General features: G+C 71.9%; 14 protein-coding genes. 7 read left to right on the forward strand and 7 right to left on the reverse strand.

Annotated elements, in window-relative coordinates; translation table 11 throughout:
• Positions 1–317 precede the first annotated feature (317 nt).
• Positions 318–764 carry an SRPBCC family protein gene (locus ACZ5WK_RS18500; RefSeq protein WP_405363195.1) on the reverse strand — a complete coding sequence of 149 codons (447 nt, stop codon included), beginning with the start codon at positions 762–764 and terminating at the stop codon, positions 318–320.
• A gap of 124 nt (positions 765–888) precedes the next feature.
• On the opposite strand from ACZ5WK_RS18500, the gene ACZ5WK_RS18505 reads away from it, so the two are divergent.
• On the forward strand, positions 889–2,532 hold the full coding sequence (locus ACZ5WK_RS18505) for an AMP-binding protein (RefSeq protein ID WP_465548462.1): 1,644 nt from the start codon (positions 889–891) through the stop codon (positions 2,530–2,532).
• 69 nt (positions 2,533–2,601) lie between these two features.
• Here the strand turns inward: ACZ5WK_RS18505 and ACZ5WK_RS18510 are convergent, their stop codons facing one another.
• The gene (locus ACZ5WK_RS18510; RefSeq protein ID WP_465548463.1) at positions 2,602–3,645 is read right to left on the reverse strand and encodes a helix-turn-helix domain-containing protein; all 1,044 of its coding nucleotides are present in this window, start codon (positions 3,643–3,645) and stop codon (positions 2,602–2,604) included.
• A gap of 720 nt (positions 3,646–4,365) precedes the next feature.
• Between ACZ5WK_RS18510 and ACZ5WK_RS18515 the strand changes: the two genes are divergently transcribed.
• Positions 4,366–4,923, forward strand: a complete 558-nt coding sequence (locus ACZ5WK_RS18515) for a glycine-rich domain-containing protein (RefSeq protein ID WP_465548464.1) — start codon at positions 4,366–4,368, stop codon at positions 4,921–4,923.
• Between the two features lie 52 nt (positions 4,924–4,975).
• Complete coding sequence (locus tag ACZ5WK_RS18520) at positions 4,976–5,104, forward strand: hypothetical protein (RefSeq protein ID WP_465548465.1); 129 nt, start codon at positions 4,976–4,978, stop codon at positions 5,102–5,104.
• Between the two features lie 159 nt (positions 5,105–5,263).
• On the opposite strand, the gene ACZ5WK_RS18525 is transcribed toward ACZ5WK_RS18520, so the two are convergent.
• Positions 5,264–5,440 (reverse strand): hypothetical protein, encoded by a 177-nt coding sequence (locus tag ACZ5WK_RS18525; protein ID WP_465548466.1) that lies wholly within the window; start codon positions 5,438–5,440, stop codon positions 5,264–5,266.
• 256 nt (positions 5,441–5,696) lie between these two features.
• Here ACZ5WK_RS18525 and ACZ5WK_RS18530 point away from each other — a divergent pair, with 256 nt between their 5' ends.
• Positions 5,697–6,734, forward strand: a complete 1,038-nt coding sequence (locus ACZ5WK_RS18530) for a hypothetical protein (RefSeq protein ID WP_465548467.1) — start codon at positions 5,697–5,699, stop codon at positions 6,732–6,734.
• Between the two features lie 56 nt (positions 6,735–6,790).
• On the opposite strand, the gene ACZ5WK_RS18535 is transcribed toward ACZ5WK_RS18530, so the two are convergent.
• Positions 6,791–7,588, reverse strand: coding sequence for an N-formylglutamate amidohydrolase (locus tag ACZ5WK_RS18535; RefSeq protein WP_465548468.1), 798 nt, complete (start codon positions 7,586–7,588; stop codon positions 6,791–6,793).
• A 273-nt stretch (positions 7,589–7,861) separates the two neighbouring features.
• On the opposite strand from ACZ5WK_RS18535, the gene ACZ5WK_RS18540 reads away from it, so the two are divergent.
• Positions 7,862–8,536 carry a DUF1345 domain-containing protein gene (locus ACZ5WK_RS18540; RefSeq protein WP_465548469.1) on the forward strand — a complete coding sequence of 225 codons (675 nt, stop codon included), beginning with the start codon at positions 7,862–7,864 and terminating at the stop codon, positions 8,534–8,536.
• 120 nt (positions 8,537–8,656) lie between these two features.
• On the opposite strand, the gene ACZ5WK_RS18545 is transcribed toward ACZ5WK_RS18540, so the two are convergent.
• The 3 genes from ACZ5WK_RS18545 to ACZ5WK_RS18555 all read right to left on the reverse strand — a co-directional run bounded on the left by ACZ5WK_RS18545 (position 8,657) and on the right by ACZ5WK_RS18555 (position 10,215).
• Positions 8,657–9,130: a GreA/GreB family elongation factor gene (locus tag ACZ5WK_RS18545; RefSeq protein ID WP_465548470.1), complete on the reverse strand. Its 474-nt coding sequence runs from the start codon at positions 9,128–9,130 to the stop codon at positions 8,657–8,659.
• A gap of 171 nt (positions 9,131–9,301) precedes the next feature.
• A complete protein-coding gene (locus ACZ5WK_RS18550) occupies positions 9,302–9,856 on the reverse strand; it encodes a TetR family transcriptional regulator (RefSeq protein WP_465548471.1) in 555 nt (184 codons plus the stop codon).
• Entirely contained in the window at positions 9,853–10,215 is a 363-nt protein-coding gene (locus ACZ5WK_RS18555; protein WP_465548472.1) for a DUF1304 domain-containing protein, read from the reverse strand. The genes ACZ5WK_RS18550 and ACZ5WK_RS18555 overlap by 4 nt, the downstream gene beginning before the upstream one ends.
• A gap of 241 nt (positions 10,216–10,456) precedes the next feature.
• On the opposite strand from ACZ5WK_RS18555, the gene ACZ5WK_RS18560 reads away from it, so the two are divergent.
• Complete coding sequence (locus ACZ5WK_RS18560) at positions 10,457–12,157, forward strand: glycoside hydrolase family 64 protein (RefSeq protein WP_465548473.1); 1,701 nt, start codon at positions 10,457–10,459, stop codon at positions 12,155–12,157.
• 143 nt (positions 12,158–12,300) lie between these two features.
• Positions 12,301–13,773 (forward strand): glycoside hydrolase family 16 protein, encoded by a 1,473-nt coding sequence (locus ACZ5WK_RS18565; protein WP_465548474.1) that lies wholly within the window; start codon positions 12,301–12,303, stop codon positions 13,771–13,773.
• Positions 13,774–13,788 lie beyond the last annotated feature (15 nt).

Here is a 13,788-nt window from a genome sequence, read left to right on the forward strand (position 1 = left end):
GCGAACGACTGGACGATGGGAGCCGTGTGATCGGAGACGATCAAGCACGGTTCTGAGAGAGCCGGGGGGTGAAACTCCCCCCGGCTACTCGCTAGATTTCGGGTCATCTCCACCCATCTCTGCCCGAAGAGGCACACCGTCCGCACCGGGATTCCGGCGGATCCCGGCCACGGCCACCGGCCGGCCGGGATCCACCCGGGGCCGGCGGCCCACGCCGGAGGGCGGGTGCCGCACGCGCGGCCCCGCCCTCTGCCGGCCGGCTCGGGCGCCCGCCGTCGTGTCCGGCCACGCCCTCCCGCCTCAGCCGGCACCGGCGGTCAGGAGGCCTCGACCGCCGCCTTGATGCGCCGCCCGAACGCCGGTGCGTCCTTGCGGGCCGCGCTCAGGGCCAGGCCCACCAGCAGCTTGCCCAGGCCGTGGCCCTCCAGCTTGTTGAAGATCCGCACCCGGGTCGTGGTCTCCGTGAGCGGCGCCAGGTCGTAGCCCCCGACGTCGGAGGTGACGAGGTTCTTGGAGACCTCGGTCCAGCGGAGCGTGGTCGGCGCGTCCAGTGCGGTGATCCGGATCTGCCGCCGGGTCTTCATCCCCGCGTCCTTGACCGTGCTGCTGAACACGGTGCCGACGGTGGTCGGACCGTCCGGCGTCTTGCTGATCTCCAGCACGCGCGGGCTGAACCTGGGGTCGTTCCGGCCGTCCGCGAGGAAGGCGAACACCTCCGCGATGGGCCGCTCGACCTCGATCACGGCCTCGAACTGACCTGCCATGGATCCTCCTTCGACATTGGGGTGACGTGGCGTCATGGTTCCAGTCCGCCGGGGTGAATGACGTCAGGCGCGGCCCTGCATAGACTCGGTCGCCAGCTGTCCGGACGAGCCGAGGAGCCCCCGCATGCCCACCCCGCCTCCCAGCATCGACGCCGGCGCCTCGGCCACACCCCTGCTGGACGACACCATCGGCGCGGCCCTCGACCGTGCCGTCCGCGCCTTCCCCGGTCGCGAGGCCCTGGTCGACCTGCCCACGGGCCGTCGCTGGACGTACCGCGAGCTGTCCGCCGAGGTGGACCGGGTCGCGGGCGGCCTGCTGGCCCTCGGCGTCGGCCGGGGCGACCGGGTCGGGATCTGGGCCCCGAACTGCGCGGAGTGGGTCTTCGTCCAGTACGCCACCGCCCGGATCGGCGCGATCCTGGTGACCGTCAACCCCGGCTACCGCACGCACGAACTCGAGTACGTGCTACGGCAGTCGGGCATCCGGACGGTCGTCGCCGCGCCCTCGTTCAAGACCTCCGACTACGCGGCGATGCTCGCCGAGGCCGGGCCGCGGTGTCCGGAGCTGAAGGACGTCCTGCTGATCGGTTCGACCGGGTGGAGCGAGCTGCTCGCCGCCGGGGACACCGACCGGCCCGGGAGTACGGGCGCCGCACTCGGCCCGGACGACCCGATCAACATCCAGTACACCTCGGGCACCACCGGGTTCCCCAAGGGCGCGACGCTCTCCCACCGCAACATCCTCAACAACGGCTTCTTCGTGGGCGAGCTGTGCGGCTACTCCGAACACGACCGGATCTGCGTACCGGTGCCCTTCTACCACTGCTTCGGCATGGTCATGGGCAACCTCGCCGCCCTCTCGCACGGTGCCTGCGTGGTGATCCCCGCCCCGGCGTTCGATCCCGCCGCCACCCTGCGCGCGGTGGCCGCCGAACGCTGCACCTCGCTCTACGGCGTCCCCACCATGTTCATCGCCGAGCTCAACGACCCGGGCTTCGCCGACCACGACCTCTCCAGCCTGCGGACCGGCATCATGGCGGGATCGCCCTGCCCGACCGAGGTCATGAAGCAGGTCGTCGAACGGATGGGCATGCGCGACGTGTCGATCTGCTACGGCATGACCGAGACCTCCCCGGTCTCCACCCAGACCCGCGTCGAGGACCCGCTGGAGCGCCGCGTCTCCACCGTCGGCCGGGTCGGGCCGCACCTCCAGGTCAAGATCGTCGACCCGCAGAGCGGGCAGACCGTCCCCCGCGGCACCCCCGGCGAACTCTGCACCCGCGGCTACTCGGTCATGCTCGGCTACTGGGACCAGCCCGACCGCACGGCCGAGGTGGTCGACGCCGACGGCTGGATGCACACCGGCGACCTCGCCGTGATGGACGAGGAGGGCTACCTCACCATCACCGGCCGGATCAAGGACATGGTCATCCGCGGCGGCGAGAACATCTACCCCCGCGAGATCGAGGAGTTCCTCCACACCCACCCCGACGTCCTCGACGCCCAGGTCATCGGCGTCCCCGACGCCAAGTACGGCGAGGAGCTGATGGCCTGGATCCGGCTGCGCCCCGGCGCCGGCGAGCTGACCCCCGAGACCCTGCGCGCGTACTGCACCGGCCGGATCGCCCACTACAAGATCCCGCGCTACGTGCACCTGGTGGACGAGTTCCCGATGACCGTCACCGGCAAGGTCCGCAAGGTCGAGATGCGCGACCGGGCCGCCGCCCTCCTGGGCCTCCACACGGAGGCGGGTGCGGAGCACGCCTGACGGATGCCCGGGCCTCGCCGGCTGCTGCCGGCGAGGCGGCCCCTGACACCTGTGCAGCGCTTGCCCAGGTCAGCTGTACTCGCGGATGCGGATGTCCTTCGACCGCCACGGCTCAGGGATCTCGTCCGCGTCCGCCAAGCGCTGCATCCAGGCCAACTGATCGGCGAAGTACTGCCAGTACGGCGTGCCGTCGCCCTCGCCCTTGTCGAAGACCAGGATCGGTCCGTCGGTCCCGCGTTTCCCGTGGCCGTACAGCATGACGCGCATGGTGTCGTCGATCTGCTCGATCGCGAAGCTGCACGGGAAGTCGTAGAGGTAGACCTTCAGGTCGGTGCCCTCGCGGGCGACGGCCTGGACGAGAGGGTTCAGCACCTCTCGCACGTAGCGATTCGGATCCTCCATCGCTGCCTCGGCCGGCTCCAGCCGGTACCGGTCTCTACGGGAGGCGCAGTGTGGATCCATGATGAAGATCCGAATGGGAACCTCTTTGGACTTGGAGGTGAACAGCGGCAGCATCTCGTCGCTGCCGTAGAAGTTCCTGGTAAGGCCGAACATGACGATGCGTTCACGCGCACCGCGCAGACGATCGATCAGATCGGCTTTGGAGTCGGTGTTGGTCAGCGGGAAGGCGCCGGACAGGCCGGCCTGTTCGAGGTGTCCCAGCATGGCACCACTGTAGTCATGCCCAAACCCCAACCGGTCGGGCCGCGTGCCATAGACGCGGCAAAGGTAGTCAACGCGCTCATCGGACGGACGACGCTGGCCGTGCTCCCAACGGCACAGCTCAGCGTCCGAGACGTGCGGAGGATGAAGTCCGTCGTCCTCGTAGACGCGGTCGATGTGGGCCGACAACTCTGATCGACTCCACCCCTGTGCCCATCGGTGCGCCTCCAGAAGGTGCACGTTGGGAAGGGCCGTCAGGATCCGCATCACGATCTCGCTGGGCGGTAGGCCATCACGGATGCCCCCGAGCCGAATTGTTCGGGCTGCTTGCTCCGCTTGCCGGCGTGACCCACGGTCTACGCGCTGGATTGACGTCGTCACGGCGCTCATATTGACGGATTGCGTCAATGCTTTTGGCGTCTTTGCGCATACTGCCAGGTCGTCAGGCATCCGATGCTGAGTAGGCGGCCAGCTCAACTCCCGACGGGCTGGCTGTCCAGCGGGAGACGGCAGGTCCAGACAACACCTGAACGCGGGGTAAGGAGCGGCGATGTACTCGGCGGATGAGTACCCCACGATCCGGCGCAACCTCGCCAAGGCCCGTGCACAGCACGTGGACGACGGGGAGTGTGTGGCTCTGGAGGCAGTACATGGGCAGCGCTGAGGAGCGGCACCCGGCCCCGTGGACGCATTTCCTGGGCGGCCCTGCACCGTACCCGTCGGATGTTCCGGGCGATGAACTGGCAGCGCCGGTCGACCCGTTCGAGTGGCTGAGGGAGCTCCGGTGGCCGCCGAAGCGCCCGTCCGCTCCCCGCCCGGTTCTGACGCCGGAGGAGTTCAGCGAGATCCCGTTGACGTCGGAGCAGCGTCAGCGGCGAGCGGAACTGCTGGCCCGGGTTCGCGAAGCCAACCACCCGAAGCTCCGCTGATGGACCCGTACTCCGCGGCCGTCTTTGGCATCGGCGGCCTATGAGCTGACCAGCGCCGAGCGCGGGACGGCCTCTCACCTCCTGTGCCCCGGTAGGCACAGGACCGGCCCTCTTGGGTCCCCACAGATTCCCGCCCCGACCGTCAATCCCTGGCAGGCAGCCGGCCGGAGCGGGTTCCGCAACACCGAACGGCCCCGGCGTCGCCGACGTCGGGAACCCCGCAATGTGAGGAGACACCAGTATGACCACTCCGACGCCGCCCACGCCGCCGGCTCCGCCCGGACCCGGGCCGATGATCCCGGTGAACCCGGTCGTCCCGCCGACGACGTTACTCACGCGGGACGAGTTCCGACGCGTTGCCCTGACCGTCGTCGGCAACAACCCCGGAATGGAGATGAACCTTGCCGGGCAGATCGTGGGGGAGGCGCTGGCCTACCTCGTCACCGTCTCGCAGAACCGGGACCTCCCGCTCGCGCCGTCGCCCGTGGTGGACGAGGGCTGGCACGCCCTGATCCTGCAGACGGAGATGTACGGGCAGCTCTGCGAGAAGCTGGGCGGCTTCATTCACCACTACCCGGAGACGCCGGAGGAGACGGCGTACGACGCCGAGAACGTCGCCCTGACGCTTGCCATCATGGAGGCGGCAGGGGTGGCCCCGGACCGGGCGCTGTGGGCCCGCCCGGACAGGAACGAGGTCGGGGTCCGGTCGATCGTCTGGCACACCCCCAGCTCCAACTGCACGCCGATCAAGGTCGAGAAGAAGCCGAAGCCGAAGCCCAGCAAGGCTGTTCCGGCGTAACCGCCAACCGGTATCCGGGCAGTCCGTACGCTGCTGCGGGAAGGGAGATCTCATGGACAGCTGGACCGACCCGCAGTACGCGGATCTCGTCAGGACGTACCACCAGGCGGTGGAGGATGCCGAAGGGGAAGCGGAACAGCCCGTAGTGCGCATGTTCCTCGTTGACCCCGACCCGGAGTAGCCCACCGACCGGCCCGGCCGGGCCCACGTCCCGCACGGACGGAGGACGGTCGGGCCCCTGGACGCCTCTCGAAGGCAAGCGCAGCCGACCTGCGCCGAAGTCCCTGAACGGCCGTGGCCGTTCGCCGAAGCGCAAGCTCGTTGCAGCGCAGTGAGCCACTCAGCCAGCGGGCCGAGACTTGTCGTCCGCGCCCCCGAGGCGACCGGCGATGGCTGCGGCGAGAGCGAGGTACGCCTCGACCTTTGCTGCCTCAACGATGGTCTCGTCTCTCAGGCGCTTGGGAAGCGTTGCCAAGTACGCCCGGGCGGCGTTGGCGTGGTCGAGGTAGTCACTCATGCGGGCCCCCAGGTGATGTTCGGTCGATGTTCCCCGAGCGTAGACCCGAGCTGCGGGTGGTGGTGGTGTCTTTCGGACCTCGTCAAGCTCCTGGCGCCAGACACCCGCGTCCGGAGGGCGGGAGGTGCGCACCGGGGTTGACCTTGATCTACGGGTGCTCGACCTGTGGGCCTCGGCTCGCCCTGGTTCGCCGGCGTTCCCGCGACTCCTGGCCCTGCCTGATCGCCGCGGCTGCGGGGTGTTTAAGGTCGCGGCCATGACGAGGACCACACCGCCACGCCCGCTCGACGTCGAGGCGCTCTTCCCGGAGCTGGCCGCCCATCGGGGCACCACCACCCGGCTCCACCCGCGGCCGGGCCGCCCGGAGGTGTCGGCCAGCTCCGTGGGCGGGCCGCTGCTTTGGCCGGCGGACGAGGCGTGGCCGGTCTGCGCCGACTCCCACGGCCGCCGGCGGGGGAGGCGCCCGGCGGACGTCCGCCGGTACCGGGAGGTGCTGGCGGCCGCCTGGGAGCGCGACCCGGCGTCGGGCCCCACCGACGAGGAGCGGGAGCTGCTGGACGGGCTCAGGCGGGAACACCGGCTCGAAGGGGCCGAGGCGACCGGGCCGCTGCCGATGATCGGCCTCGCCCAGCTGTACCGGCGGGACCTCCCCGACCTGCCGGCCGGGCCCGGCGACTGCGACCTGCTCCAGGTGTTCTGGTGTCCCTTCGACGCGCACGGACCGACCGGCTTCGGCATGCAGATCGATCTGCGCTGGCGCCGATCGTGGGAGGTGACCGAGGTGCTGGCCGCCCCGCCGCAGGCACCGCTCGCCGGCTTCGACGGATATGTGCCCGAACCCTGTGTGCTGCACCCGGAGCAGGTGACCACGTACCCGTTCGCCGGCCTCCTGCCCGAGGACCTCTGCGCCAGGGTCGAGACCTGGGAGGACACCCGCGAGGAGGAGGCCGAGCAGTCCGAGGACGAGGGCGGGGACGAGGTCACGACGGTCGGTTACCAGTACGACCTGTCCATCCCGCCCGGCTGGCGCGTCGGCGGTTTCGCCTCCTGGCACTCGACCGACCCGGCCCCCATGGACTGCCGGGCCTGCGCGACCCCCATGCACCTGCTGCTCACCGTCGACAGCTCGGAGTGGGACGGCGGCAGCGGCAGCTGGAAACCACTGGAGCAACACGACCTGCCCCCGCACCCGCACGCGACACCCACCGAGGTGACCGTGGGCAGCTGGGGCGAGCTCAACGTCTTCGCCTGCCCCACCGACCCGGGCCACCCGCACCGCTGGAGCATCCAGTAGGCCGCCGGCTCCCGGTCGGAGGCCCCCAGCGGGCCCCCACCGCCCCCGGAGGACCGTCAGGCGGACACCCGGTCGACGAGAGCGGCGAGCGCGCCCGCCAGTGCGTCGAGCCCCGAGCCCGCCGGGCCGCCGGGCTCGTCCATGTAGAGGTCGCGGCGGATCTCCACCATGAGCGCGCTGACGTCGGCGGCCTTCCCGTAGTACCGCAGGGGCACGTACGTGCCCGCGAACGGGCTGTCGAGGCCGGTGCCGCCGAAGCCGGCGAACGCCTGCTGCGCCGCGTCGAGCAGTGCGGCGGGCGTGTGGAAGGGGTCCGTGCCGAGGCAGATGGGCGGCCGGGGCCCGTCGCCGTGCAGCTCGTACGGCAGGGCCTTCGTCGGGTACGAGTGGACGTCGATGACCACCGCGCGCCCGACCGCTTCGAGGCGTTCCGCGACCGCGGCCGTCACCGCCTCCGCGTACGGGTGGAAGTAGCGCTCCAGCAGTGGCTGCCCGTCGAAGCCGGCCGGGCGGAGCTCCTCGCGGTGCGTGGTCCGGGTGTAGACCGCCCCCATGCCGGCGGCCAGCATCTCCTCGCGCTCGTCGGGGAAGCGCTCGGGGTCGATGACGAGGCGGGACAGCCGGTTGACGAACCGCCAGGGAGTGACGCGCGCCGCCGCTGCCGCAGCGGCGGCGATCTCCGCCGTGTGCGCGTCGGTGATGTGGTCCAGTTCCAGCGCGAGCGCCTCGTCGTCCGGCACGATCCCGGCGCGGACGTCGGCGGGTATCGCGCGGGAGGAGTGCGGGACGTGCAGGATCACGGGGGAGTCGGGCGATCCGGGGTGGAGCCGGAAGGAGGCGGAGGTGTCGGTCATCTGTCCTCGATGCGGGTCGGGTCCGGTGATGAGGTGTCACCCCCATCATGTCCGCCCGACGGCCGGCTCCGTGCGGCCCGGGTGGCGTGCGCACGTGCGGGCAGGCCGTGCCTGCTGATCCGGGCGCGCCATTTGCCCCCCTGAGCCTCGGTGGCCTGCCGCGACAGGCGTCCTCGGCCTGCCGGGCTGCACCCCGGTTCACGTGCGGATACGCTGACGTTGCCCGCTCCCCGTCCCCTTCCGTCCGTCCCCGTTCGCTTCCGTCCGCTTTCGATGGCTCTGCGTCCCGAGGCCCCCATGACCCACCGGCTGGTGCTCTCCGCCGTTCCCCGGCTCGCCGGCTCGGCGGTCCTCGGAGCTGCTGCCGGCGCGGCCGTCGGTGTGCCGACCCACCTGCCGCTGGGAATCCTCGCCGGCATCGCGGTGGCGGAGACGGCCTTCGTGGTGGCCGGGTGGCTCGTCCTGTGGCCGATGAACCCCACCAGCACCCATCGCAACGTCGGGCGTGAGGAGTTCCGCCCCGTCGTCGAGGAACTCGCCGTCGTCGCGGCCGCCCTGTGCGGACTGGTCGGGATCGTGGCGCTGCTCCTGGTCGGCAGGACGGACGTGAGCCGGGCCGCCGCGGCGACGGCGCTCTGCGGCGTGTTCATGGCCTGGGCGGCGCTTCACCTGATGTACGCCACCCGCTACGCGTATCTCTACTACCTGCCGCCGGAGGGCGGGATCGACTTCAACACCGACGACCCGCCCCGGTACAGCGACTTCCTGTACTTCAGCTACAACCTCGGGATGACCTACCAGGTCTCCGACACCGGCGTCTCCAGCTCGGAGCTCCGGGCGGTGATCCTCCGGCACTGTCTGCTGTCCTACGTGTTCGGAGCCAGCATCCTGGCCACCACCATCAACCTGGTGGCCGGAATCGTCGGGCTGACGGGGTCGTCGGGCTGACAGGCTGATGATGGGCCGACGGGGTCGCCGGGCTGATGCGCTGCCCGAACCGCAGGCGCCGACCTGTCGCCCGTCGTCCCGAGTCCGCCCGCCTCCCGAGGCGCCCGTTTCCGGCCGTCGTTACCCGTCGTCCCCGCCGCCGAGGGAGAGCACGACGGCCGTCGTCCGACCCCCGGGCGCCTCGTAGCTGACGGTGTCGCCGGCGCGGCGGCCGATCAGGGCGCGGCCGAGCGGGCTGTCGGTGGTGACCAGTGTCCGGTCCAGCGCCCCGGCGACCTGGCCGATCTGCAGGGTGGTCTCCGTGCCGTCGGCGAACCGCACCGTGACGGTGCTGCCCACGCCGACCGCGTCGGTACTCGGAGGGCCCGCCACGGCGGCCTGGCGCAGGCGGCCGTTGATCTCGGCGATGCGGGCGTCCAGCCGGTCGACCTCCGTGGCGCGCTGCAACTCGTCGGCCTGGTCCGCCCGGTCGCCCACCTCCTTGCCGCCCCGCAGGGTGACGGCGACCTTTTCGCGGTCGGTGCGCAATGCGGCGAGCTCGCGTTCGAGTGCCTCGCGGGCGACAGCGCTGATGGGCTCGGCTTCACCGGTCATTCCCGGCTCCTCGGGGGGCAGGTGGCACGGGTGAGTGTCACAGGACAATTGCGGCATTTTCGAAGATATCAGGCAAGTGGTGGGGCTGCGGTGGCAGGCCGTGGCCCCGGCTCCCGGCCTCGGCCGGCCCGGGTGGCCCGGGCGCGGGCGGGCCGAGTGGCTCGCCGTCGCTCAGGCGAACGGTGTGCGGTGGAGGGAGATCAGCAGGCGCCAGCTGTGGGCGGCGAGTTCGGCCGGGGTGGCCGGCACCAGGTCGTGGAGCCAGTCGGCGAGCAGGGCGGTGAAGGTGGCGGCCACCGCGGTGGCGACCAGGTCGGGGTGCGGGGCTCCGGCCAACTGCCGCTCGGTGCGGCTGCGTTCGCGGAGCTCGCGGTGGAGGAGGTCGCCCAGCGGGCCGGTGCCGCCGGGCCGGAGCAGGGAGCGGTAGACCGCCGCGTGCCGGTCCACGTCGGTGAGGAAGGCGGCCAGGGCGGGTGGAGGGGCAGCGGGGTCGGGGGTGCCGCGCCACGCGTGCAGCGCATCGACGGCGTCCCGGACGACCTCGGCGCAGGCGTCCACGGCGAGGGCCTGGAGGTCCTCGTAGTGGAGGTAGAAGGTGGCCCGCCCCACGGCCGCCCGCCGGACCACAGCGGCCACGCTCACCTCGGCCAGCGGGCGTTCGGCGCACTCGGCGAGCAATGCGGCACGGAGGCGGGCCCGGGTGCGGTCGGCCCGTGCGTCGCTCATCGGGCGGCCAGGACGGCGGCGAGAGCGAGGGCGCCGGGCAGGGCCTGGGCGAAGAGGATCCGGCGGTTGGCGGTCGCCGCGCCGTAGAGGCCCGCCACGACCACGCAGGAGAGGAAGAACACCTGGACGCGGAAGCCGGTCGGGTCGTCGGCGACCAGGCCCCAGACCAGGCCGGCGGCCAGGAAGCCGTTGTAGAGGCCCTGGTTGGCGGCCAGCGGGGCGGTGGCCTTGGCCATCGGTGCGTCGAAGCCGGAGAGTCCCCGGCCGGGCGCGCGCTCCCAGAGGAACATCTCCAGCACCAGGATGTATCCGTGCAGTGCGGCCACCAGGCCCACCAGTGTGTTCGCCACGATGCCCATAACGGGCTCCTTTCTGGACTGTTGTCCAGCAATCATAGACACATGTCCAGAACCTTGCGAACCCGCTCGCTTCAAGAGATGAACTCACCTGACTGGGGCAGAAGTTCGTTGCTTCACCTCTTGACCGTGGCGGGCCAAGGCGGGACAGTGTGTCGACCGCGTGAGAGCGCTCTCACGGCGCGCTCTCCTCCCGTTCCCCTCTCGTCCGCCGCGCCCCACCGCGCCGAGGGAAGGCATCCCCATGACGGCACCCCCACCCGCCCCCGCCCCCGCCCCCGTGCCGGGGCCCGCCGGCCACCGCCCGGCCCTCGACAGCCCGGACCTCGACAGCCCGGCCATCCGTCGCCCGGACCACCATCGGGAGGCCCAGCACCGCCCGTGGCAGCACCGCCCGACCCAGCACCGCCCGACCCAGCACCGCCCGACCCAGCACCGCTCGGCCCAGCACTGCCGGCCGCGACGCGGCCTGCCGATGGCCGTGCTCACGGTGCTCGCCCTCCTGCTCACCGGCCTCTGGACGGCGGCGGGCGCGCGGGCGGCAACCGACTACACCCAGTCGGCGGCCACCGCCGGCCCCGGCTCGGTCCGGTTCACCTTCACTCCGGCCACCCCCGCCGGCCTCGTCGACGTCCACTACCGGCCGAGCACCGGCGGCCAGCAGGACTTCCGGATGACCCAGAGCGCGGGCAGCTGGCAGAAGACCGCCGACGGGCTGGCCGCCGGCTCCACGCTGGAGTACTGGTTCACCTACGAGAAGTCCGGCCCGCTCTACGACACCCCGCACTTCACCTTCACCGTCGGCTCGTCCGGGCCGGGCACCCCGGGCGGGGGCGGCGGGCCCGGCACCTTCCCGCTCACCTTCACGAACAACACCCGGGGCGCCTACGCCGACTCCCAGATCTACGTGACCGTGCTCGGCATGGTCGCCCCCGGCCAGTGGTCCTACCTGCGGCCCGACGGCACGACCGCGCACATCGACCACCGCGACGCCACGGCCCCCGGCCACCTGACCAAGAACGGCGTCGCCTACCCGAACATGTCCTTCACCCTCGACCGGGCGCGCACCGTCCCCTCGCCGGCCTCGATCCGCGGCGGCCGGATCTACATCTCGCTCGGCTCGCCCCTGTTCATCCCCGTCTCGCCCGACGACCAGGGCTGGGGCGGGCCGGACCCACGAAACGCGGCCGACCCCAACAACGACGTCTACTACGACTGGTACGAGTACACCTACGTCAACGGCGAGGTCGCGTTCGGCGGCAACACCACCCAGGTCGACGGCTTCGGCTTCCCGCTGACCGCCCGGCTCCAGCAGGCGTCCAGCGGCTACGACACCACCGCCGGGATCACCCGGACCCGCGCCGAGGTGATGGCCGGCTACGCCGCGGCCGTCGGGCCCGCCTTCCGCCCCCTTCAGGGCACGTACCGGATCGTCGCGCCGCGCTCGTCCGACCTGTTCCTGGCCGGCGGTGCGCAGCAGGGTTACCTCCAGCCGGTGATCGACCGGTTCTGGTCCACCTACACGGCGGGCCAGTTCACCTTCACCCGGCTCGGTGAGACCTTCACCGGGCGGGTCAGTGACAACACCCTGACCTTCACCAAGAACGGCGCCGGGCCGTTCCACCTGGCCAAGCCCACCTCGCCGGACGTGATGGCCTGCGCAGGCGCGCTGGCCAGCGGCAACGACACCGAGAAGCAGCTCGGTGCCGAGCTGTGCGCGGCCTTCCACCGCGGGGTCGCGCTCACCCCGGCGGACTGGTACCGGCCCTCGGCCTACTACCGCAGCGGCGTGGCCGGGAACGACTACGCGGCGTACCTGCACGGCGTCAGCCTCAACGGCCGCTCCTACGCCTTCCCGTACGACGACATCAACGACCAGTCGTCCGTGCAGATCCTCGGCAACGCCAACCCGCCCACCGGCCTGACCCTCGGCATCGGCTGGTGAACCCGAGCCCGCGGGCGGGAGGTGCCTTCCCGCCCGCCGTAACTCCGGGGCCCTGCCCCGCCGTTCCGCCCGCACGCGGCCCCGCCGACCCGCCCGAACCCTGCACCGAGCCCACGTCCGCCCACCTACGGAGGTGCACCACCGTGTCCGCACGTACCGTTCCCAGAACCACCGCCACCCGCCGCCGGCGTCCGCGCCGGGCGCTGGCCACCGTCCTGACGGCGGCCGGCGCCGCCACCGCGCTCTGCGCCGCGCTCCTCGGCTCCACCGCCACGGCCGCCGTCCCGCCCGCCCCGGCCGGCTGGACCACCGTCTGGAGCGACGACTTCGGCGGCGCCGCCAACACCCTTCCCGCCGGCGCCGACTGGATCGTCGACACCGGGACGAGCTACCCCGGCGGCGCCGCCAGCTGGGGCACCGGCGAGGTCCAGACCTACACCTCCGACACCGCCAACCTCCGCCAGGACGGCGCCGGGAACCTGCGCATCACCCCGATCCGTGATGCCAACGGCAACTGGACCTCCGGCCGGATCGAGACCCGGCGCAGCGACTTCGAACCGCCGGCCGGGGGCAAGCTGCGGATCGAGTCCCGGATCCAGATGCCGAACGTGACCGGCCCGGCCGCCGCCGGCTACTGGCCGGCCTTCTGGACGCTGGGCGCGCCGTACCGCGGCAACTACTGGAACTGGCCGACCATCGGTGAGTTCGACCTGATGGAGAACGTCAACGGCGTCAACCAGGTCTGGGGCACCCTGCACTGCGGCGGCAACCCCGGCGGCCCGTGCAACGAGACCACCGGCCTCGGCGCCGTGCACGCCTGCCCGGGCTCCGCCTGCCAGGGCAACTTCCACACCTACGCGCTGGAGTGGGACCGCAGTGTCAGCCCGCAGCAGCTGCGCTGGTACGTGGACGGTGTGCAGTACCACTCCGTCACCTCGGCGCAGATGGACGCCGCCACCTGGAACGCGGCCACCGCTCACGGGCACTTCATCCTTCTGAACGTCGCGATGGGCGGCGCGTTCCCGGACCCGGTGGCCGGGTACAAGACGCCGACGGCGGGGACGGCGTCCGGCGTGCCAATGCTGGTCGACTACGTCGCGGTCTACAGCTCCGGGGGAGGGGGCACGACGCCGCCGACCACGCCGCCGCCGACCACCCAGCCCCCGACGACGCCGCCGCCCACCACGCCGCCCGGCGGCACGGGCAGCGCGTACGGCACCATCCAGGCCGAGGCCTACAGCGGCCAGTCGGGAACGGCGCTGGAGACCACCACCGACAGCGGCGGCGGCCAGAACCTCGCCGCCCTGGCCAACGGCGACTGGGCGCTCTACCGGGGTGTCGACTTCGGTGCCACCGCGGCCCGGCAGTTCAAGGCGAGGGTGGCCTCGGGGGCGGCCGGCGGCGTCAGCGGGCTGGTGGAGGTCCGGCTGGACAGCCCGGCCGGCGCCCCCGTCGGCTCGTTCGCCGTCGCCAACACCGGCGGCTGGCAGAGCTGGACCACCGTGCCGGCCAACATCAGCGCCGTCACCGGCAAGCACGACGTCTACCTGACGTTCACCAGCGGCCAGCCGGCCGACTTCGTCAACGTCAACTGGTTCACGTTCAGCACCACCTGACGCGGGGCGCCGTGC

It is taken from the genome of Kitasatospora sp. NPDC032757 (assembly GCF_055579305.1).